The organism is Curtobacterium flaccumfaciens pv. betae, assembly GCF_026241855.1.
GTDB classification, from domain to species: Bacteria; Actinomycetota; Actinomycetes; order Actinomycetales; family Microbacteriaceae; genus Curtobacterium; species Curtobacterium flaccumfaciens.
In genome coordinates, this window is sequence record NZ_JAPJDC010000001.1 from 1,384,687 (window position 1) to 1,405,616 (window position 20,930).

The 20,930-nt window shown below is 72.2% G+C and carries 21 protein-coding genes and 1 pseudogene; 7 read left to right on the forward strand and 15 right to left on the reverse strand.

Annotated elements, in window-relative coordinates:
* The first annotated feature begins 93 nt into the window (after positions 1–93).
* Complete coding sequence (locus ORG17_RS06525; protein WP_214526403.1) at positions 94–594, forward strand: DUF427 domain-containing protein; 501 nt, start codon at positions 94–96, stop codon at positions 592–594.
* A 93-nt stretch (positions 595–687) separates the two neighbouring features.
* Here ORG17_RS06525 and ORG17_RS06530 read toward each other — a convergent pair whose 3' ends face one another.
* Positions 688–1,020, reverse strand: a complete 333-nt coding sequence (locus tag ORG17_RS06530; protein ID WP_214526402.1) for a hypothetical protein — start codon at positions 1,018–1,020, stop codon at positions 688–690.
* A gap of 90 nt (positions 1,021–1,110) precedes the next feature.
* Here ORG17_RS06530 and ORG17_RS06535 point away from each other — a divergent pair, with 90 nt between their 5' ends.
* The 3 genes from ORG17_RS06535 (at position 1,111) to ORG17_RS06545 (ending at position 2,468) form a co-directional block, all read left to right on the forward strand.
* Positions 1,111–1,491, forward strand: a complete 381-nt coding sequence (locus ORG17_RS06535; protein WP_027465186.1) for a DoxX family protein — start codon at positions 1,111–1,113, stop codon at positions 1,489–1,491.
* Positions 1,464–1,937 (forward strand): DUF6264 family protein, encoded by a 474-nt coding sequence (locus ORG17_RS06540; RefSeq protein ID WP_368859732.1) that lies wholly within the window; start codon positions 1,464–1,466, stop codon positions 1,935–1,937. The genes ORG17_RS06535 and ORG17_RS06540 overlap by 28 nt, the downstream gene beginning before the upstream one ends.
* Positions 1,938–2,033: 96 nt before the next feature.
* Entirely contained in the window at positions 2,034–2,468 is a 435-nt protein-coding gene (locus ORG17_RS06545; RefSeq protein WP_027465188.1) for a hypothetical protein, read from the forward strand.
* Positions 2,469–2,472: 4 nt separating this feature from the next.
* On the opposite strand, the gene ORG17_RS06550 is transcribed toward ORG17_RS06545, so the two are convergent.
* Together ORG17_RS06550 and ORG17_RS06555 are read right to left on the reverse strand one after the other, a co-directional pair.
* A complete protein-coding gene (locus tag ORG17_RS06550) occupies positions 2,473–3,093 on the reverse strand; it encodes a hypothetical protein (RefSeq protein ID WP_051596669.1) in 621 nt (206 codons plus the stop codon).
* Between the two features lie 283 nt (positions 3,094–3,376).
* Positions 3,377–4,831 carry an APC family permease gene (locus tag ORG17_RS06555; protein WP_214526401.1) on the reverse strand — a complete coding sequence of 485 codons (1,455 nt, stop codon included), beginning with the start codon at positions 4,829–4,831 and terminating at the stop codon, positions 3,377–3,379.
* 97 nt (positions 4,832–4,928) lie between these two features.
* Here ORG17_RS06555 and ORG17_RS06560 point away from each other — a divergent pair, with 97 nt between their 5' ends.
* Complete coding sequence (locus ORG17_RS06560; protein WP_214526400.1) at positions 4,929–5,357, forward strand: DUF6892 domain-containing protein; 429 nt, start codon at positions 4,929–4,931, stop codon at positions 5,355–5,357.
* Between the two features lie 51 nt (positions 5,358–5,408).
* Here the strand turns inward: ORG17_RS06560 and ORG17_RS06565 are convergent, their stop codons facing one another.
* The 3 genes from ORG17_RS06565 to ORG17_RS06575 are packed head-to-tail and all read right to left on the reverse strand — an operon-like array spanning position 5,409 to position 8,065.
* Positions 5,409–6,020 carry a uracil-DNA glycosylase gene (locus tag ORG17_RS06565; RefSeq protein WP_214526399.1) on the reverse strand — a complete coding sequence of 204 codons (612 nt, stop codon included), beginning with the start codon at positions 6,018–6,020 and terminating at the stop codon, positions 5,409–5,411.
* Positions 6,017–7,219 carry a glycosyltransferase gene (locus ORG17_RS06570; RefSeq protein WP_214526398.1) on the reverse strand — a complete coding sequence of 401 codons (1,203 nt, stop codon included), beginning with the start codon at positions 7,217–7,219 and terminating at the stop codon, positions 6,017–6,019. The genes ORG17_RS06565 and ORG17_RS06570 overlap by 4 nt, the downstream gene beginning before the upstream one ends.
* Before the next feature lie 9 nt (positions 7,220–7,228).
* The gene (locus tag ORG17_RS06575; RefSeq protein ID WP_214526397.1) at positions 7,229–8,065 is read right to left on the reverse strand and encodes a DUF429 domain-containing protein; all 837 of its coding nucleotides are present in this window, start codon (positions 8,063–8,065) and stop codon (positions 7,229–7,231) included.
* A gap of 153 nt (positions 8,066–8,218) precedes the next feature.
* On the opposite strand from ORG17_RS06575, the gene ligD reads away from it, so the two are divergent.
* On the forward strand, positions 8,219–9,241 hold the full coding sequence (gene ligD, locus ORG17_RS06580; protein WP_214526396.1) for a non-homologous end-joining DNA ligase: 1,023 nt from the start codon (positions 8,219–8,221) through the stop codon (positions 9,239–9,241).
* Between the two features lie 58 nt (positions 9,242–9,299).
* Here ligD and ORG17_RS06585 read toward each other — a convergent pair whose 3' ends face one another.
* The 3 genes from ORG17_RS06585 to ORG17_RS06595 form a co-directional block, all read right to left on the reverse strand.
* The gene (locus ORG17_RS06585; RefSeq protein WP_155896788.1) at positions 9,300–9,443 is read right to left on the reverse strand and encodes a hypothetical protein; all 144 of its coding nucleotides are present in this window, start codon (positions 9,441–9,443) and stop codon (positions 9,300–9,302) included.
* Positions 9,440–9,601, reverse strand: coding sequence for a hypothetical protein (locus ORG17_RS06590; protein WP_155896789.1), 162 nt, complete (start codon positions 9,599–9,601; stop codon positions 9,440–9,442). Before ORG17_RS06590 ends, ORG17_RS06585 begins: the two co-directional genes overlap by 4 nt.
* A 142-nt stretch (positions 9,602–9,743) precedes the next feature.
* Positions 9,744–10,787 (reverse strand): ATP-dependent DNA ligase, encoded by a 1,044-nt coding sequence (locus ORG17_RS06595; RefSeq protein ID WP_214526395.1) that lies wholly within the window; start codon positions 10,785–10,787, stop codon positions 9,744–9,746.
* Between the two features lie 181 nt (positions 10,788–10,968).
* On the opposite strand from ORG17_RS06595, the gene ORG17_RS06600 reads away from it, so the two are divergent.
* The gene (locus tag ORG17_RS06600) at positions 10,969–12,012 is read left to right on the forward strand and encodes an MBL fold metallo-hydrolase (RefSeq protein WP_214526394.1); all 1,044 of its coding nucleotides are present in this window, start codon (positions 10,969–10,971) and stop codon (positions 12,010–12,012) included.
* A gap of 2 nt (positions 12,013–12,014) precedes the next feature.
* Here the strand turns inward: ORG17_RS06600 and ORG17_RS06605 are convergent, their stop codons facing one another.
* The 6 genes and pseudogenes from ORG17_RS06605 to ORG17_RS06630 form a co-directional block, all read right to left on the reverse strand.
* Positions 12,015–12,647, reverse strand: a complete 633-nt coding sequence (locus tag ORG17_RS06605; RefSeq protein ID WP_214526393.1) for an FMN-dependent NADH-azoreductase — start codon at positions 12,645–12,647, stop codon at positions 12,015–12,017.
* Between the two features lie 124 nt (positions 12,648–12,771).
* The gene (locus tag ORG17_RS06610; RefSeq protein WP_214526392.1) at positions 12,772–14,379 is read right to left on the reverse strand and encodes a putative Ig domain-containing protein; all 1,608 of its coding nucleotides are present in this window, start codon (positions 14,377–14,379) and stop codon (positions 12,772–12,774) included.
* 209 nt (positions 14,380–14,588) lie between these two features.
* A complete protein-coding gene (locus tag ORG17_RS06615) occupies positions 14,589–16,448 on the reverse strand; it encodes a putative Ig domain-containing protein (RefSeq protein ID WP_214526391.1) in 1,860 nt (619 codons plus the stop codon).
* Between the two features lie 196 nt (positions 16,449–16,644).
* Entirely contained in the window at positions 16,645–17,982 is a 1,338-nt protein-coding gene (locus tag ORG17_RS06620; protein ID WP_214526390.1) for an LPXTG cell wall anchor domain-containing protein, read from the reverse strand.
* A 227-nt stretch (positions 17,983–18,209) separates the two neighbouring features.
* A complete protein-coding gene (locus ORG17_RS06625) occupies positions 18,210–19,823 on the reverse strand; it encodes a hypothetical protein (RefSeq protein ID WP_214526389.1) in 1,614 nt (537 codons plus the stop codon).
* A gap of 166 nt (positions 19,824–19,989) precedes the next feature.
* Positions 19,990–20,891 (reverse strand): annotated as a pseudogene (locus tag ORG17_RS06630) (LysR substrate-binding domain-containing protein).
* Between the last annotated feature and the right edge of the window lie 39 nt (positions 20,892–20,930).

Here is a 20,930-nt window from a genome sequence, read left to right on the forward strand (position 1 = left end):
GCTGTCGCTCAGCGCGAAAGAACGGCCCGACCCGCCCGCACGCGCCCCCGCCGCACGCGGCTGCACCGCAGGCACCGGGCGTAGACCTGGAGCATGCGCCACCCGAAGAGGACCGAGCCCGGCCCCGGCCAGGAATCCGTCTGGGACTACCCCCGCCCACCCGCCGTCGAGCGGGTCACTGCCCGCGTCGTCGTCCGCCTGGGCGGCACGGTCGTCGCCGACACGACCGACGTCGTCCGCGTGCTCGAGACCTCGCACCCGCCGGTCTACTACCTGCCCATGGCCGACCTGGCCGAGGGCGCGCTGGTGAAGGCGTCCGGTTCGAGCATGTGCGAGTTCAAGGGCCTCGCGCGCTACTTCGACGTCGTCGGCGGCGACGGGACGGTCGCGAGCCGTGCCGCCTGGAACTACCCGACGCCCGTGCCCGGCTACGAGTCGCTGCGGGAGCGCGTCGCGATCTACCCGTCGGCGATGGACTCGTGCGAGGTCGGCGGCGAACGGGTCCAGGCGCAGGACGGCGACTTCTACGGCGGCTGGATCACTGCGGACATCGTCGGACCGTTCAAGGGCGCGCCCGGCACGCTCGGCTGGTGACCCGGCGTCGTCAGGCGGGGCGGCCCTAACCCGGACCGACCGGAGTCGTGCGCGGCGGGGCGGGACCGCCCCGGGCCTCCCGGCCGCACCGCGTCAGCGGTTGGCGTAGGGCGACCAGAACGGCGGCGGGAACGCGCCCCCGGTCACGATCACGAGCACCTGCCAGACGAGCATGACGAGCCCGGCGGTCCCGATCACGATGCCGATCCACGACCACACCTGCACCGCGCGGCGACGCCCGGCGATCCGGATCGCCCGCCAGCCGCACAGCACGCACACGAGCCCGAACACCGCACCGAGCAGCACGTGCCGCACGGTGGACTGCGCGGGCACGATGATGCCGAGGTAGAACGCGACCGGTCCGAGCAGCACCGCGAAGGTCGCCGGGGCTGCCGGCGGTTCGTGGTCACGAGCAACTGCTCCCATGGACCGCATGTTAGCGAGTGAACCTCGCTTCGAGCACGTCCAGGTCGCGCAGCGCGGGCACCCGATCGCGGGAACGGGCACCATGGAGGCATGCGTTCCTTCTTCCGCGTCCTGCTCGGCCTGGCCCTCGTCGTCGCGGGCACCAGTCACCTGACCTTCGCGCGCAAGGAGTTCACGGCGCAGGTGCCCGACTTCGTCCCCCTGGACGACGACACGACGGTGCTCGCGTCGGGGGTCGCGGAGATCACGCTCGGCTCGGCCCTGGTGCTCGCTCCGAAGCCGGCCCGCCGCTTCGTCGGCTCGGTCGCGGCCCTGTTCTTCACGGTCATCTTCCCCGGCAACCTGTCGCAGTGGGTGAACCGTCGCGACGCCTTCGGTCTGGACAGCGACGAGAAGCGCTTCGTCCGCCTGTTCGGTCAGCCCGTCCTCATCGCGCTCGCCCTCTGGTCGACGCGCGGCCGGCGCTCCTGATGGGCGCGCCCGCGCGGCAGAGCGGTCCGGCCCCCGGCGCGGATCCGGATCCGCTCGGGTCCGGCCCGTCACGCTTCGGTCGGGAGGCCCGCCACCCCCTGGCCGGTCGCAGCCGCGTCGCGGACGTGGTCGCCTCCACCGCCCTGCTCGTCGTGCTGACGGTCGGCGCGTTGGCAGCGGGGTGGGGGATCCGGCTGATGTCGCTCGCCTTCGTGTCGTGCGGGGCGCCGGGCAACACGTGCAACGAGACCCTTGGTGACTCGGTCGTCGTCGTGGGGCCGATCATCGTGGCGGCCGTCCTGGTCGCGACGATCGCGGTCTGCGTGCTGCGGCTCGTGCGACGTCGGCTGACCTGGCCGGTGGTGCTCGTCGGCATGGCGGCGATCGTCGCGGTGTTCTTCGCCTCGCTCTTGCTCGTCGACAGTTCGGTCACGCACGGCATCTAGGCGCTTCTTCCTCCACAGGTGGGGGAGTGTCAGGCGTCTCTCCACAGAAGCCGACGCGCGCCTCGGCGGCGGCGGTCGGACCGACACGCTGGAGCCATGCCTGACACCGAGATGCTCGACCGCCTGATCCGTGAACCCGTCCGCACCGACGACGACGTCGTCCGACTCGTCGAAGCCGTCGTCGAACGACCGCTGCGCCGGCAGTGCTGGGTGCTGTTCCTCGACGACCGTGGGATGTCGATCCCGTTCCTGTTGCCGATCGCCGACCTGCCGTACTCCCCGGACGAACACGTCGACGACTTCGCGGCCCTGATCGCGGACATCGTGGCGCAGCTCGGCGCCGTCGACGTCGTGCTCGTGTGGGAGCGCCCTGACGCCGACCGGCTCTACCCGGTGGACTGGGAGTGGGTCGACGCCTGTGCGTGCGCCCTCGACGAGCACTCGATCCGGCTCCGCGCCCAGGTCGTCGTGCACTCCGGCGGAGCCGCGATCGTCGAGTTCGACGAGGACACGCAGCCGGTGGCCTCGTGAGTGGTCAGCCCTGGGGAGCGGCGTCCGGCACGTCCTGGCCGGTGAGCTCCTCGACGATCGCCTTCGCCTGCGGCCACGACTTCGCGTAGTGGTCCGGGTCCGAGTTGATCTGCACCGCGTGCGCCATCTGCGTCGGGCTCATCGTCTTCCAGCCGGGCACCTTCACCAGCTTCGCGTAGAACATCGACGCGGCCGTGTACGGGTCCATCCGCTGCTCGTACGTGCCCCAGGCGCCGTTGTCGCGCTGCTGGAACAGGCCGCGGCTGTCCGGGCCCGCGGCGTCGCCGTGGTCCAGGTTCACCAGGCTCGACTCGCCGATCGCGGTCATCACCCCGACGGCCTGCGTGTGCGGGCCGATGCCGAGCGCCTGGGCGGCTTCGATCACGTGCGCGGCGTTCACCAGGCGGTCCTGGCAGAAGCCGCCGACGGGTCCGGCGGGCACGACCATCCCGCCGATCGTCTTCGAGGCGACGGCCGGGCACGCGGGAGTCGGGGTGGCGGCGCTCGACTTCGCGATGCCGGCGAGCGAGTTGACCGCGATCACGACGAGGACGACCACACCGATGCCGACCGCCACGATCCCGGCGCCGAACACCGAGGCGAGGGTGATGCCGACACGGCGCATGACGGGACCTCTCGAGGGGCTGGGCGGGTGCTGGGCGGGCGGAGCGGGAAGAGCAGCACGAGCGTACGGGCGCCTCCTGGGAAGCGTGCGGCGGCCCGCCGTGATCGCACGCTCCGCGCTCCGCGGTTCTGGGTTCGCCGTCGTCACGGGTCATTCGTGCGCGGCGGTCAGCGGTCGCGTCGGTCATCCCGTCGACCCCGACGAAGGCGCCAGCCTCCGGCGGACAGGGACAGTGCGGCGATCACCACGACGACGACGGTCCAGATGACGCTCGTCGCGTCCATCAGACGTCGCGGTGGTCGTGCGGCGGGCGCTGCACCTTCGTCGGCTCCGTCACGAGTCCGGTCGGGGCCTTCTCGGCCTGCTTCCGTCCGTGCGTGAACCAGGTCAGGACCCAGAGCAGCACGCCCAGGGCCAGCAGTGCGCCGGCGATCTGGTACTGCTGCGGGTCACGACCGGACGAGAACGGCATGACGAGCCACAGGCACGTGACGATGCCGATGACGGGGATGATGACGCCGGCTCGGAAGTGCTTGTGGTCGACCTTGTCGCGGCGCAGCACGAGCACGGTCACGTTGACGACGGCGAACACCGTCAGCAGCAACAGCGAGGTGGTGCCACCAAGGACGACGACGATGGGGGAGTCCGGGTCGAGCGAGACCCACCCGATCAGCAGCAGCGAGATGAGCGTGGTGAAGACGATCGCGGTCGACGGGGTGCGACGGGCGGGGGAGATGCGGGACAGGAAGCCCGGCAGCACGCCCTGCTTGCTCATGCCGTAGAGCAGGCGCGATGCCATCATCATGTTGATCAGGGCCGTGTTGGCGACGGCGAACATCGAGATGAAGGGCAGCAGGTCGGCGATCGGGAAGTCCGGCGCGGCGGTCTGCACGACGGTGACGAGCGGGGTCTCGTTGCCGGCCAGCTCACCGATCGGCACGACGGCCACGGCGCAGATCGACACGAGCACGTAGATCACGGCGGTGATGCCGAGGCCGGTGAGCATGATCTTCGGGAAGATGCGCGAGGGGTCCTTCGTCTCCTCGGCCATGTTGACCGAGTCCTCGAACCCGACCATCGCGAAGAACGCCAGCGACGTCGCGGTGCTGATCGACAGCAGCAGGGACTTGTCCTCCGGCGTCTCGAACATCACGACCCGCGAGAAGTCCGCGTTGCCGCCCGCGATCGCCCAGAACCCGATCAGGATCACCATGACGAGACCGGACAGCTCGACCAGCGTCAGCACGACGTTCGTCTTGACGCTCTCGCTCACCCCGCGGAAGTTGATGAACATCACCGCGAGCATGAAGCCCATCGCGATGAGCATCACCACGCCGTTCGGCAGCTCGATGCCGAACCCGGCGCCGAGGTTCGCCGCGAACGCCCGCGATGCCGTCGACGCCGACGTGATCCCGGAACACATCACGATGAACGTCACGATGAAGGTGACGAAGTGGATGCCGAACGCCTTGTGCACGTAGAGGGCGGCACCGGCGGTCTGCGGGTACTTCGTCACGAGTTCGAGGTACGAGAACGCCGTGAGCAGCGCGACCGCGAACGCGATGAGGAAGGGGAGCCACGCTGCCCCGCCGACCTCGGCCGCGACCTGGCCGGTGAGCGCGTAGACACCCGTGCCGAGGATGTCGCCGACGATGAAGAGCAGCAGGAGCTTGGGACCGATGACCCGGCGGAGCTCGTGCTGCTCCTGCTGTGGGCGGTCCGTCTTGGTGGTGGCCATGCGTCACCCTTGCGCGCGAGACGCCTTTCTGTCCAGTCCCACAGGAAGGTTTCTCGCGATCGCAACACGGTCGCTCGGTGACGGATACGCTCCGGCCATGGACCAGCAGTCGAACACCACCGAGGAGCCCATCGAGTTCGCGGACTTCAACGCGAAGCTCCTGGTGCTCGACGTCCTCTGCTACGACCTGGACGTCCTCGACCCCTACGACCCGGACGCCGAGGACGAGACCGACGAGGACCTCGACGTCGACGGGCAGGACGACCGGGCGCGCGAGTACTACGACGACCTCGACCTGCTGCCGTCGCACCTGTCGCTCGTCATCGAGATCACCGTGGACTCCGACCTCGAGGTGCTGCGGGACGTCCACCCCGGCTGGGACGGCTCGGACGACCGCTTCGACCCGCAGAACTGGGACGACCTGCTCGACCTGCCGGAGCTCCGGACCGTGTACGCCGCCGCACCACTGCCCGCCCACGTCGTAGAACGGCTCGCGGGCAAGGGCGTCGAGGTCCGCTCCGCCTGAGCGGGACGCGACCAGGGCGCGACCGGGACGCCCGCGCGATCGAACAGCTGGCTAGCGGTCCAGCGCCCGCAGCTGCTCGGTGAACTGCTTCGCGCCGCCCTGCGCCGGGTGCCGCACGGCGATCGCCTCGATGCCGGCCAGGGCGAGCGCTCCCTGCGCCTTCCGACCGACCGCGACCACCCGGACCCGGTCCGCACCGCCGAGGGCCTCCAGCAGCGCGAGCGCGACGGGTGCGCCCGAGCGGACCTCGGCGGGCCGTGGCGTCCGGTTCGTCAGCCGGTCCGGTGCCACGAAGGGGTGGTGCGGGAAGATCGCCCACGCGACCGGGAGCGCACCGCGCCAGCCCTCCAACGCGGCGTGCACGACGCGGGACGAGGCCTCCCACGGTGCCGTCGGCTCCGGTGGCACCGCGTACCCGGGCGCGAGCTCGCGCATGCTCGTGAACGGCACACCCGTGTTCGTCATGCCGCGCCACCCCGGGGCCTCGGCCACGAGCAACGTGTCGGCCCCCGCCCCGGACTGCTCCAGGTACCGCGTCAGGTTCGCGCGCCGCAGCCGTCCCTCGGCCGATCCGACGTCGTAGAGCGCCTCGGCGTCCGACTCGACGGGCACGGCGTCGAGCGCCGCCCAGAACGCGGCGAACCGACCGCCCGTCCCGCTCACGATCGCCCGAGCACCCGACGGTAGACGTCCTCGAGCCCCGCAGCCGACCGCTCCCAGCTCAGGCGCTCCGCGTGCTCCCGGCCCGCAGCGGCGAGCCCGGCGGCGTACGGCGCATCCGTCAGGATCCGCTCGATCTCGTCCGCCCACGCCTGGGGGTCGCGAGATTCGAGCACGACGCCCGTCTCCCCGTCCACCACGGCCTCACGCAGGCCCCCGGCAGCCGCGGCCACGACCGGCACCCCGGAAGCGGAGCCCTCGAGCGCGACGAGCCCGTACGTCTCGGAGTGGGACGGCACGAGCACGGCTGCCGCGCCACGGAACAGGAACGCCAGGTCGGCACGCGACTGCGGCCCGACGAAGGTGACGTGGTCGGCGATGCCCCGCGCGTCGGCGAGCCGACGCAGTTCGTCCACGTAGTCGCCCGCCTCACTCGAGACGTCGCCCGCGATGACCAGGGTGGGGCGGGCCTCCAGGCTGATGTCCGCGATCGCCTCGATCGCCAGGTCCAGGCCCTTGAGCGGCTGCACGCGCGCCGCCGCGACCACGTAGGGGGTGGCGGCGCGGCGCGCTCCGACCGCCGCGGGCCGGAAGACGGACCCGTCGACCCCCGGCGGCACGATCCAGATGCGGGCGTCGTCGCCACCGAGCCGGGTGCGCACGGTCGACGCCTCGGCCTCGGACACCACGACGACGGCGTCCGAATCACGGGCCAGCAGTTCCTCGCCGGCGATGCGGCCCGCGGACTCGGGGCGTTCGCCCTCGGACAGCGGCGTGGCCGGGTCGGCGGCGATGGAGTGGAACGACTGCACGTGGGGGATGCCGCGCTCGCGGGCGACGGGCAGTGCGGCGGCGCCGGAGAACCAGTGGTGCGAGTGCAGGACGTCGAACGGCCCGAGCTGCTGCAGCTCGTGACGGAACGGTTCGATGAACGCGTCGTGCTCACCCTTCGGCACCGGCTCGGCCGGCCCCGCGGACAGGAACCGCAGGCACACGCCCGGCACGAGCGACACCGAGTCCGGCTGCGTCGGGGCGGACCGGCGCGTGATGATGTCCACGTGGTGGCCCAGGTCGGCCAGCGCCTCGGCCTGGTGCCGGACGACGACGTTCATGCCGCCGACCTCGCCCGAACCGGGTTCGTCTCCGGGGGAGGTGTGCAGCGACACCAGCCCGATGTGCAGGGGTTCGGTCGTCGCGCTCACCGCTCAACCCTAGCCGCGCGGCCTCCGCTGCGACGGGCGCGCGGGCGCCACCACGACGGGCCGGCGGCCCGCCTCGTCCAGCGGGTCGGATGGGAGGCCCCGATCACCTCCCAGGATCTGCACGCGCTGGTCGCCGTGTCGCTCCCAGAACGCCGCCGTCCACGCGCACAGGGCCCCGTCGAGCAGGTCCTCGCGGTGCTTGTGCGTCGGACCGTGCAGCACCGACGGATCGGCGAGCCGCCGCGTCAGCGGATGGGAGTCGAGCAGCAGCGGCGGGTCGAGCGGGGTCTCGCGCAGCCGCCGGACCAGCTCGTCGAAGGCCTCGGCGCGACGGGCACGTGCCTCGGCGGCGGGGATCCGGAGGTCGAGCCGCTTGTACCGGGGTCGTTCCACGTCGTAGCCGAGCTCCTCGACCCCGACCAGCGTCGTGTAGGGGTAGCACTCGAACATCACCGGACCGGTGCGTCGGCGCATCGAGTCCGTGTCGGAGACGTACCCCACGCCCAGCGCGGTCAGCCGGTCGAGCAGCGCTGAGCCGGCGCTCGCCGCCGATGCCTGGTTCGTCGGGTTCGCCGCGACCTTCCACCGGCCGTAGCGCTGCCCGACCTGCCGCTCGGACTCGCGGATGCCCGTGGGGTTCGTCACGACGAGCGAGGCGTCCACGGCGATCAGGGATCGTGGCCCGAGGTGCTCGGCGATCCAGTCCGTGACGGCGTCGACCCCGCGGGCCCACCCGGCGTCGGTGATCGTGCCGTCGTGGTCCATCGCGACCAGCCCGGTCTCGTTCGCGGCCTTGCGCTCGGAGCCGAGCCCCCACGCGAGGTCGATGCCGAGGTACGCGTTCACCCGCCCATCTTGCCGTGCCCGCAAGACACCGGTGTTCGCGCGCTGAACACCGGCGTGCGCGTGTTCGACCAGGGAACACCGGTGTCTTGCGGGAGCTCGGCGGCGCACCCCCGGCTGCGGGCGGGCAGCCGGCACGCGTGTACGGTCCGCTGCATGGCGAGCGAAGCGACGACGGTGCGGGTGCCCGGGCCCGACGGTGACCGCGAGGTCCGGATCAGCAGTCCCTCGCGGGTGCTCTGGCCCGAGGCGGGCATCACGAAGCTCGACCTGGCGGAGTACCTCGTGACGGTGGGCGATGCCTTCCTCCGGGCGAACGGCGACCGGCCGCTCTCGCTGCAGCGGTTCCCGGGCGGTGTCGACGGCGAGCAGTTCTTCTCGAAGAACCCGCCGAAGGGGGCGCCCGACTACGTCCGCTCGGTCACGGTGACCTACCCGAGTGCCCGGTCGCACCCGCAGCTCGTGATCGACGAGCCGGCCGTGGCGGTGTGGGCCGCCCAGATGAACACGGTGGTGTTCCACCCGTGGGCCTCTCGTGCCGAGGACAGCGACCACCCGGACCAGCTCCGCATCGACCTCGACCCGCAGCCCGGCACGGACTTCGGTGACACGGTGCCGGTGGCCGAGGAGCTGCGGAAGGTCCTCGACGAGGTCGGCCTGACGACCTGGATCAAGACGAGCGGCAACCGCGGCCTGCACGTGTTCGCGCCGATCCACCCCGAGCACGAGTTCCTCGAGGTGCGGCACGCGGTGATCGCCGCGGCGCGCGAACTCGAACGACGGATGCCCGACCGGGTCACGACGGCGTGGTGGAAGGAGGAGCGGGGGCAGCGGATCTTCGTCGACTTCAACCAGGCGAACCGCGACCGCACGATGGCCGGTGCCTACAGCCCCCGGGCCCTGGCACACGCCTCGGTGTCCACGCCGATCGCGTGGGAGGAACTGCGAACCGCTGACCCGACCACCTTCACGATCCGGACGGTGCCGGAGCGGCTGCGCACCACCGGCGACCCGTGGGAGTCGATGGGGGAGCAGCCGGGCAGCATTGCACCGCTGCTCGAGTGGTGGGAGCGGGACCTGGCGAACGGCGAGGGTGAGCTGCCGTTCCCGCCGGACTTCCCGAAGATGCCCGGGGAGCCACCGCGCGTGCAGCCCTCACGGGCGAAGAAGCCGAGCTGAGGCCGAGCGGCCGGGCGGCCGAGCAACCGGGCCGAGCCGGGTCGAACCGAACCGAGCCTCAGGCTGCGGAGGAGACGTCCCGCTGACGGTCCGGGTCCTCGACGCGCGTGGTGTGCGTCGGCAGCCCGATGCTGGCGGTGTGCAGGCGGGTGAGCCGCGACCAGGTGCCGCGGTGCACGTCGGTGATGCCGTCGACGATCACGAGCCGAGTCCGATAGTGACGAGGGCGAGCGCTGTGGCGGTCACGCCGGCGATGGCGCTGATGACCGCGCTGAGCTGCAGGACGCGCTGGCGCCGTGCCTCTCGGACTTCTGTGAAGGGGCTCCGCCGAGGGTGGCGGACAAGCGTGCTGGTGCTCATGTCGATCCGCTCCGATCAGGGCATCCGGACTGGACGCCTCGTGCTGCTGAGATCATCCTGGCACGGCTTCGCTAGTTCGGCTAACTACTTTTCCCCGAACGTGACAGAACAGCGACAAATGGACACCGCAGTGCGTTCCGCGTCAGGACAGCACGTCGCTCAGGTCGTACGCACTCGGCACCTCGAGCTGCTCGAACCCGCACGACGTCGCGTCACGGTCGGGCCGCCACCGCTCGAACTGCACGGTGTGCCGGAACCGGTCGCCCTCCATCTGGTCGTACCGGACCTCGAGCACCAGCTCCGGCGCCAGCCGGACGAACGACGTGTCGCGACCCGAAGAGAACCGCGACCGTTCCCCGTCACCGGTGACGGGCCTCCCGTCCGCATCGCGGAGCACGACGGGCTCGAGCTCGTCGATCAACGCGGCCCGCCGCTTGTCGGAGAAGGCGGAGACACCGCCGACCTGGCGGAGCTCGCCGTCCGCGTCGTACAGGCCGACCAGCAGCGACCCGACGCCGGAGCCGCTCTTGTGCACGCGGTAGCCGATGGCGACGACGTCGGCGGTGCGGTGGTGCTTGATCTTGAGCATCGAGCGCTTGTTCGGCTCGTACGGCCGCGCGCGGGGCTTTGCGACGACGCCGTCGAGCCCGGCGCCCTCGAAGGTGGTGAGCCACTCGCGCGCCTGCTCGACGTCGAGCGTGGTGCGCGTGACGAAGAGCGGGTCGGTCATCGCGTCACCGAGCTGTTCCAGGCGCTCACGGCGCTCGTCGAAGGGCAGGTCGAGGAGCTCCTGCCCGTCGACGGCCAGCAGGTCGAAGGCCACGAACTGCGCCGGGGTGTCGACGCTGAGCTTGGCGATCCGCGAGGCCGCCGGGTGGATGCGCTGCGACAGGGCCTCCCAGTCGAGGCGCTCGGCACCGGGCTCGCCGGAACGCAGGATCACCTCGCCGTCCAGAACGACCGGGTGGTCGCGGCCGCCGAACTGCGCGCGGAACGCCTCGACGAGCTCGGGGAAGTACCGGGTGAGCGGCTTGGCGCCGCGGCTGCCGATCTCGACGTCGTCACCGTCGATGGTCACGATGCCCCGGAAGCCGTCCCACTTCGGTTCGTACCGCAGCCCGCCCTTCGTGCTGTCCGGGTCGGGGACGGTGGCGACTGCCTTGGCGAGCATCGGTGCGATCTCCATGGGTCCTGTCTACTCGCGCGCGTCGGCGCGACTGTCTGCCTGGAGGCCCGTGCTCCGCCCGGCACGTGCGTTCGGTGAGCAGAAATGGTCGGGTCCACGGCCCGCACCCGACCATTTCTGCTCACCATCCGTCGGGAGCAGGGCCGTCGAGGGCCAGACACGCGTCGGTAGGGTGGCCGGCGTGACGACCGTGCCCCCGCCGGCAGCGCCGGCCCCGGAACCGATCAGCCCCGTGCAGGCCGCAGCGCTCCACGACGGCGTCCTGCCACCCGTCGAGCAGGTCCGGCCGGGCATCTGGACCCTCGCGGTACCGTTCCGGTTCGGGGTGCCCGACGCGACCCTCGTGTACGTCGTCGAGGGGTCGGACGGCTCGCTCGCGGTGATCGACCCCGGGTGGTCGGCCGACGGCGGACTCGCCGAGCTGCGGGACGGGCTCGCCGGGATCGGCCGTTCCCTGGACGACGTGTCGCTCGTCGCCGTGACGCACCTGCACGCCGACCACCTGGGGGCCGCGGCTGCCATCCGCCGGGCGACGGGTGCCCGCGTGGCGATGCACGGCCTCGAGGTCCGTGCGCTCGAACGGGAACGCGCCGACGCCGAGCGGAACGACGCGGACATCGCGACGTGGGGGCTGCCCGAACACCTGCGGGCCGGGGTCGTCGAGGCGTGGGGCAGCGGACGCCGGATCGGGATGGGCCGGATCGAGGCGCCGTACGCCGACGTGCTGCTCGAGGACGGCGACCTGCTGCCGGTCCCCGGTCGGACGATCCGGACGCTCTGGACCCCGGGCCACACGACCGGGCACGTGTGCTTCCTCGACGAGGCCGACGGGCTGCTCTTCTCCGGCGACCACGTGCTGCCGCGGATCAACTCCGGTGTCGGGCTCGGCGGCCGGACCGGCACGAACCCGCTCGGGGACTACTTGGCGTCGCTCGAGCGGCTCGACCCGTACGCCGAGCTCGAGGTCTGCCCGGGGCACGAGTACCGGTTCCGTGACGTCGTCACCCGCGCCGAGACCCTGGCCCGGCACCGGGAGGAGCGCTCGCGTCACGTCGCCGCGGCCCTCGATGCGCTGGACCGTCCGACGCTGTTCGAGGTCGCGGCCCGGGTACCCTTCAGCGGCGGGATCGAGTCGATGTCCGGGTTCCTGCTCGCGAGCGCGCTGACGCAGACGACCCTCCACGCGGAGCTGCTCGGGCGGGCCGGCGAGATCCGGCCCGCCTGACCTCAGCCGAGCGTGGTCGCGAGGCGCTCGATCGTCGTCTTCGCGTCGGCGAACTCCGCGGCGGCGTGGTCGGCCAGCGGTGCGAGGTCCGGCAGCCGGTCGGCCAGGGTCGCGCTGACGGTGATCGGGTACAGCTTCATGCCGAGCGCGGTGCCGAGCACGATGTGCAGGACGGGGGAGCCGTGGTCCCAGCCCTCCGTCGGGGTGCCGGCGTCGTAGGTCGCACCGCGGCTCACCACGGTGACGACGGGTCGTCCGGCCAGGGGCTGCACGCCGCCGGTCAGGATGCCGGGCACGTGGATGCGGTCGATCCAGGCCTTCAGGGTCGACGGCACGGTGTAGTTGTACAGCGGCGCACCCACCACGACGACGTCGGCGGCGAGGAGCTCGTCGATGACCTCCTGGCGCAGGGCCTCGGCCTCGGGCGCGACGGTCTCCTCGGCGGTACGGTCGGCGGCGGCCCAGTGCAGCGCCGAGCTCTCCAGGTGGGGGAGCTGATCGACGTGCAGGTCCCGCCGGACGACCGTGTACTCCGGGCCGCGGGCGCGCCAGGCGTCGGCGAAGGCCGCGGTCAGTGCGCGCGAGCGGGAGTGGGTGAGGTCGGCCGAGGAGTCGATGTGCAGCAGCGTGGGCATGGTGCCCACGCTACCGACGGTGGGACGGAAACGGCCCCGCCGCCCCGTGCGGGGACAGGCGGGGCCGAGCCGGGCCTCCCGTCCGTCACGCGGGCGCGCGACGGACGGGAGACGACGGGGACCGTCAGCGCTGAGCGCGGCGACGGCGCAGGGTGCGGGCGCCGATCAGACCGGCACCGGCGACGAGCAGGCCGAGCGCCCAGGGGAGGGCACCCGTCGCATCGGTTCCGGTGTAGGCGAGCCGACCGGAGCCGGTGTGGTGCGTGGCGACCGCCGCGGGGACGATCGGCTTGATGACGGCGGCCGGGGCGATCGTCGGCTGCACGTCCACCGCGAAGACCGTGCTCGGCACCGCGGCACCGGAGACGGTCAGGGTGTGCGTCGAGGCGTGCGGGAACGTGACGGACACGAGCCCGACATCGGCCATGTCGGAGTACGGCCCGATGACGTCGGTCGCGACGTCCGAGGTGACGGTCGGGGTGAAGAACGTCGGCTCACCCGTCTCCTCGTCGAACTCCGGGAAGAGCTCGTTGCCGAAGCGGTCCACCTGCGTGCCCGAGACCAGGAGCGTGCCGCCCTGCTCGACCGTCACCTTGCCACCCTTGACGGGCTCGTCGTCGCTGAGCAGGTCGCCCTGGTAGACGTCGCCGTTCGGCTTGATGATCCACGCGGTGGTCGAGGTGCCGTCGAGGAGCGCGTCCTCGGTGAGCGTGAGGACCTCGATGCCCACTGGGGCGCCGGCCTGGACGTCGATGCTGACGTACTGCTCGCTCGTGACGGTGCCGCTGGGGGTCGTCGTCGTCGCGGTAACCAGGACCTCGAAGTACTCGTCGGTGTCGGTCAGGGTGCCCGAGAGCACACCGGTCTCCGCGTCGAAGTCGATCCCCTTCGGCAGGGTGGACTGCTCGTCGCCCTCGTCGTCGAACGACGAGGCCGACAGCTTCGGCGCCGGGGTGCTCAGCGCACGGAACGTGTACGAGAACGGCTCGCCCGCCGTCGCCTCGATGGTCGGGTCGCTGTCATCTTCGGAGAGCGGCTGGCCGGCCTCGTCGACGAACACCGGTGCGACGGCGGTCTCGGTGGTCGTCGTCGCGACCTCGCCCACGGCCGCGCCCTCGAGCGTGACCGTGATCTGCTGCCCCGCCAGGGCCGGCTCGATCGTGTAGGTGGCCGCCTCGGACAGCGTGGCGCCGGCCTCGTCGGTCCACAGGTAGGAGATCTTGCTGCCGGAGGTGAACCCGGCCTGCTTTGCGACGAGTTCTGAACCGACCGTCAGGTCACCGGAGATGGTCACCGACTGTTCGGCGGCGGCGCGCACGGACGGTTCGGTCGCCGCGGGCTTCGTCGGCGTGGTCGCTGCCGGGGCGGCGGGGGTGCCGGCCGGAGCCGTCGAGCCGGTGCCGGGGGTGCCGGCGTCGGTCGGCTCGGTGTCCGGGCCGGTCACGTCGGCGTCGTCGCCCGCGGGGGCGTCGTCACCGGTGGTGTCGCCGGCGGGAGGCGTGCTGCCGTCCGCCTCGGAGCCGGTCGCGGGCGTGCCCGTGCCGTCCGTGGCGGTGTCGCTCGGCGTGGTGCCGTCGGTGGCGGCCGTCGCAGGAGCGCTGACGGCCGGGTTCGACTCGGCAGCGGTCGCTGCGGTCGCGGTCATGACGCCCAGACCGGTCGTGAGACCGATCAGCGCGACGGTGGTGCCGACGGCGCAGGCGCGTCGGACGGTGGAGGTGCTGCGGCGCACTTCGTCCCCCAGGGTTTGAGTCCGGTCGGGTGCCGGAACGTAAGAGTTCGCCGAGAATCCTCGGCATGATCGGATCGTAGGGGTTATATGCGCACGTGCGCGACGGGCTTGATCGGAATGTGACCCGGGTTGGGGGTTCCCGCACGATTCGCGGACGGGAGGCGCGGTGCGGACCCGCACCGCGCCTCCCGTCCGCATCGGATCGCGTGTCAGGCGCGTCGACGGCGCAGACGGTGCACCAGCAGGCCACCGCCGGCGGCGAGCAGGCCGAGCGCCCACGCCAGGGGACCGGACTCGTCGGCACCGGTGTAGGCGAGCGTGCCGGACGCCGTACGGGTCGTCGAGGACCCGGCGGCGTCGGCGTGCGCTCGGACATCGACCCGGAACGAGGTCGTGACCCCTCCGTTGGACACGGTCAGCGTGTGGATCGACGCGTGCGGGAAGTCGACCTGGTTGGACTCCGCCTCGGCGACCCAGGTGATCCGGTCAGTGGACACGTCGCTCTTCACGACGGGGTGCGGGCTGCCCGGGGTCGTCGTGCGGTTGCCGTTGGCGTCGACGGCGACGGCCTTCACGAACAGCGGGATGCCCTGGTCCGCCGGCACGCTGTCGACCGACTTCGTCTGCACCGAACCCGCAGCGTCGATCGTGTACTCGGTGACCGATCCGTCGGGTGCGACCTCCCACTCCGGGCCCTCAGCGCCGTGGTAGACCGACGCCAGGACTCCGACCGGGGCGCCGGGCTCGACCGTCAGGGTGACGTGCGCCGTCGCGGTCTCGGAACCACTGCGTGCGATCACCTCGAAGTCGTACTGCGTCGCGGGGCGCGGCGTGCCGGACAGGACGCCCGTGGCGGGGTCGATCGAGAACTCGGAGCGGAAGAAGTCCCCGTCACCGATGACGTCGCCGCCGTCGGAGCCGGCGAGCGAGTACTCGACCGGGCCGGTCGCGCCCTGCACCGAGAAGCGGTGGCTGAACGGCGTGCCCGACGTCGCCGTCAGGTCGAGCGGGGCATCGGAGGAGGACTGCTCCGTGAACGTGAGCGGGGTGTCGGCGACGTCGACCGGGATCGACAGCGAGAGCCCCTCGGAGCGCAGGGTGAGCTGTCGCGGACCGGTGCCGTCGAAGGTCGCCTTCCAGGTGTTGGATTCGTCGTCGTAGCGAAGGACATCGTCGGGGTCGTCACTGGTCAGGGTCGACTCTGACGGCATCTCCGTGCCGTTGAGCGGGGTCCCGATCCGGTCGGTGACGACGGCGCTGACCCAGAGCGACCCACCGCGTCCGACCGGCACCGCGTCGATCAGACCGCCGCCGCCGATCGGGGCGATGCCGCCGTCCGGGCCGCCCGCGACGGACCAGGAGGGATTGCGCCCCTCGGCGTTCGAGTACACCTGGGCGCCGATGTGCGCGGCCGCGCCCGGCTGGATCTCGACCCGGACGTACTGGGTCGCGCTCTGGTACTGGTCGGTGGCGGCGACGTCGATGTCGAACGAGTCCGCCGGGTTGGTGAGGGTTCCGCTGAGGACGCCCGTCTTCTCGTCCCAGTGCAGACCGGGCGGCGTGGTGTGCGGGTTGAACAGGTACTCGAGTGGGCGGTCGCCGCCGTTCGCGACGAACGTGTGCGAGAACGGTTCGCCGGCCGTCGCGTGCAGGACGATCCGGTCCTCGGGGCTCGACGACTCGGACCAGGTGACCGGAACCGAGGCCGCCGTGGTCGACTCCGTTCCGGCCGGTGCCGCGGGAGCCGGTGTCGGCGTGGGCGTGTGCGTGGGGATCGGGTCGACCGGCCCTGCGGGATCCGGGCTCGGCGTCGGAGACGGGTCCGCTGCCGGCGTGCCGGGGACGGCGGCCCCGTCCGGAGCGTCGGGAGCGGGGGAGGCGACCGGCGCTGCCGGGTCGGTCGTGCCCCCTGGCTGTGCCGTCGGTGTCACCTCGGTGGTGCTGGACGTGGCGGTGTCGGCGACGGCGGCGGTGGCGCCGATGCCGAACGCGGACGACGCGGCGACGATCGCGACGGCTGCGCCGACCGCGGCGCTGCGTCGGAACGTGGATGTGCAGGACTGCTTCACGGGGATCCCCCTCGGATACCAGGTCGGGACGCCGGATCAGCGTCCTCTACTCAGGGAATGTCCCGTGGGGAGCAGACCTGACGATCCTTCGGTCACGGATTGGTCACGACCTGCGCCGGGACCGGCGCGACCGCGAACGGACGGGAGGCCCGGTGCCAGCTGGCACCGGGCCTCCCGTCCGTTCGTCGGTCGCGTCTCAGGCGCGACGACGACGCAGGCGGAGGACCAGCAGGCCGCCGGCGGCGAGCAGGCCCAGGGCCCACGCCAACGGCGTGGTCTCGTCGGCGCCGGTGTAGGCGAGCGTGCCGCCGGTGCCGCTCGTCGTGGTCGCGACCGCGGCGGTGGCGACGGGACGGACGGCGACGACGAACGTGGTCGAGGCGCCACCCTGGGCGACGGTGAGACGGTGGTCCGAGGCGTGCGGGAACGTCACCTTCGAGGCGTCGCCCCGGGGATCGGTGACGACCTTGTCCGACGCCACCGAGCTCGTCACCGTCGTGCCGAACCCGGTGCTCACGGAAGCCGGCGCGGTCGGGTTGCCGAACCGGTCGACGGCGAGGCCGGACACCACCAGCGAACCGCCCTGCTGGACGGGCACCGACGCGACGGTGCCGAGGGGCTCGCCCCCGCCGGAGAACGCGCTGATGACGCCACCGGGTGCGACTGACCAGACCGTCGCTCCGGGTGTGCCGGTGTCGACGATCGCGCGGACCCCGATGGGTGCGGCCGGCAGGACGGTCAGGCGCACGTACTCCGTGGCGGTCGCGGTGCCACGGAGGGCGACGACCTCGAAGTCGTACGTGCCAGCGGTGGTCACCGTGCTGGTGAGCACCCCGGTCTCGACGTTGACGGTCAGGTCGGAGGAGGGTGCGTCCTGGATCGCGTACGCCAGCGACCCCCTGCCGCCCGTGGTGCGGAACGTGTGCGTGAAGGTCGCGCCGGCGGTGGCGGTGAGGGCGAGCGGCTTCGCCTTCGTCGACGGCTCGGTGAAGACGACCGGCGACGGCGCGACGGTCAGGCGGACGTACTCGGTCACCTGTGTCGAGCCGCTGAGGGCCACGACCTCGAAGTCGAACGTGCCGGCGGACGTCGGCGTGCCGCTCAGCACGCCGGTCTCGACGTTCACCGTGTAGTCCGCCGACGGGGCGTCCTGGATGGCGTACGCGACGGTGCCGTTGCCGCCCGTGGTGGTGAACGTGTGGCTGAACGGCGTGCCGACCGTCGCGGTGAGGGCGATCGGGGCCGCCTGGGTCGACGGCTCGGTGAACGCGAGGTCGCTGCCGTCACCCGGTGCTGCCGCCGGGGTGGCGCTGTCCGTGGCCTTCGCGGCGGGGCCGGCGCCGGGCGTCAGGCCGGCGCTCGGCGTCTTGGCGGCCGTGGAGGTCGCCGCGGTGCTCGTCGGTGTCGTCGTCCCCGTCGGCGTCGCCGCCGTCGCGGGCGCGCCGACGCCGACGACCGCGCCGATGGCGGTCGCCGCGACGACGATGCCGATCGTCGCCGCGCGACGGACGGGCGGCTTGGTGGACTGGTGCATGGTTCCCCCTCGGGAGTCTGGTGGTGGGCAAGCGGTGCCCGCGCGCTCCTCTGTGCTGACGTTACGGTTCGCGGACCCGTTCCGACCCCTACCGGAGATCACGGTTTCATCTCGGTACTACCGGCTCTCATCTGGGGTTTTTCACAGAATCGCGCAAAGACGGACCAGAGGCGCGGGGCGGTCCTGCCCCGCGCCTCCGGTCCGTCAGACGGTCGCTGTGACGTGCCTCAGCCGAGTCGGCGACGCAGGCGCCACACCAGCAGGCCGGCGCCCGATGCCAGGAGACCGAGGGCCCACGCGAGCGGGCCGGACTCGTCGGCACCGGTGTACGCGAGGGTGCCCGACGCGGTCGGCGTGCGGGTGGTCGTGACCGTGGTCGTCGCCGTCGGCTGCACCTCGAAGCGGATGGTGCTCGTCACGTCTCCGGACGCGACGGTGATCGTGTGCGGCGAGGCGTGCTCGAAGGTCACCCACGTGGCCGCAGCCTCGGGGTCGTACTCGATGCGGTCACTGGCCACGTCGCTCGTGAAGGTGAGGTCGGTGTGGTCACCGACCGGCTGTCCGTCGGCGTCCACGGCCAGGGCGCGGATCTGCACCCGGTCACCCTGTCGGGCCGGGATCGCGTCGACCTGCTGCGGGTCGCGGTCCGCCGGGTAGTAGGTGATCACGTCGCCCTCGACGCCCCACCGGTCGCCGGACGTCCCGTCCGCGGGGAGCACCCCGATGGTGATGCCGGCGACGGCAGCGGGGGCCTCGGAGACGCGGACCGTGAACGAGGTCGAGACGCCGCCCTCGGACACCGTCAGCGTGCGGGTGCCCGGCTCCGAGAACGTCACCGTGTTCGCCGACCACTTCGGGTCCCAGACCACGCCGTCGGACGCGGTGGTGCTCGTGACGGTCGAGCGCGGGTACTCGTCGCCCGGGGTGGTGCGGTTGCCCAGCGCATCGACGGCCAGGCCCGCGAGGGTCATCGAGGAGCCGACGGTGGCGGGGACCTCCGACACCACGGTCTCACCGGTGCCACCCGGCGCGTACTCCCGGATCGTCCCGTCGGCGTCGACCTGCCAACTGACGTCGGAGTCCGAGCTGTCGACGCCGAACGTGACACCCACCGGGGCGCCGGGTTCGATGTCGACCTGGACGTACTGCACGGCGCTCCGGTGCAGGTCGGTCGCGGTGACCGCGAACAGTGCGGGCCCGTCGAAGGTGCTCTTCGGGGTGGCGCTCAGGACGCCGGTCTGCTCGTTCCAGGACCAGCCGTTGACGTCGTTGTTCGGGTAGAAGTTCAGCGGGTTGAACAGGTACTCCAGCGGGCCGTCACCGCCCTGGGCGGTGAAGGTGTGCGAGAACGGCTGACCGGCGGTCGCGGTGAGGACGATCGGCGCGTCCTCGGTCGACGGTTCCGCCCAGGTGACGGGCGTCGATGCCTCGGGGGCGGGCTGTTCGGCGGCGGCGGGGGTCGTCGGCGCGGTGCTCGCGGCGGGCGGCGTGGTCGCGGCCGGGGTGGTGTCCGGCGTCGCCGTCTCGTCGGCCGGTGCCGGTGCCGGTGCCGGCGCCGGTGCCGGGTCGGCGGTCTCGCCGTCCGGTGTGGCCTGCGCGGTGTCGGGAGCGGTGTCGGTGCCGGTGTCAGCCGCCGTGGTGTCGGCTGCGGCGGTCGCGGTGGTCGCGGTGGTCGCGTCCTGCGGAGCCGACGTCGCGGTGCTACTCGGTGCAGCCGTCTCGTCGGTCGCTGCGGAGGCGGCGCTCGCCCCGATGCCGAACGCCGATGAAGCGGTGACGATCGCGATCGCCGCTCCGATCGCCGCGCTGCGGCGGAAGGTGTACTTGCAGGACTGGTTCACGGGATCCCCCTCGGATGCCTGGGTGGGACGCCGGATCAGCGTCCTCTCCTCAGGGAATGTCGCCCGCTGACCAGTCCTGACGATCGCTCGATCACGGAACGATCACGATGGCACGGAGGTCCGCAGCCGTCGTGCCGGACCCGCGCCGCGCCTCCAGACCGCCCTGTCACGCTCCGACGACGGACGCGGCGCGTTCGAGCGCGGAGCGGAGTGCGCGCACGGCTGGCGACGATGCGCCAGCGGCGCGGACCACCGTGAAGATCGTCCGCCGCGGCCGCTCGGGCAGCTCGAGCAGCCGGCAGGTCGTCGTCCGACCGGTCCACATCAGGTCGGGCATCAGGCTGACGGCGTTGCCCGACTCGACCAGGCGGATCTGCGTCTGCAGGTCGGCGTCTCGTACCGGACGTCGGGCTCGAAACCCCAGCGCCGGCAGACCTGCTCGGCGAAGTGCCGCGACGCGGTCCCGCGGGGCTCCATCACCCAGGGCATGGTGCGGGCGTCCTCGAGTGACGACACCGGGCGCAGCGCCGTGTCGCGCGGGGGCAAGGCCAGCCGGACCGCGTCCGTCGTCAGGTCGGACCGGTCGAGCCCGGGCAGGTGCGGAGCGGCATGGGCTGGGTACTGCTCGGCGATGACCATGTCGAAGTCGCGAGCCCACGTCTCGTTCAGCGCGGTCTCCGGTTCGCGCTGCACCATCTCGACCCGGACGTCGGGGTGTTCCGTGGCCATCTCGTGCAGGGCGCTCGGCATCAGGGCGAGGGCCGCCGACTGGAACACGGCGACCCGCACCCGGCCCTGCACGGACGACAGGGTCTCCTCCACCTGGGACTGCGCGTGCTCGAGGACGTCGAGCACCTGGCCCGCCGCGGCCACCAGCACCTCGGCCTGCGGGGTGAGCTGGAGTCGTCGACCGGCCTTGCGGAGGAGCTGCACGCCGGCCTCCCGCTCCAGGGCACTCAGCTGCTGCGAGACCGCCGACGGAGTGAAGTTCACCGCCTCGGCGACGGCCGCGATCGTGCCGCGGATGGACAGCTCACGGAGGAGCACGAGACGGCGGACGTCGAGCATGGTCCGACGCTAGCCGGGTCACGACCGGAACGGTAGCGC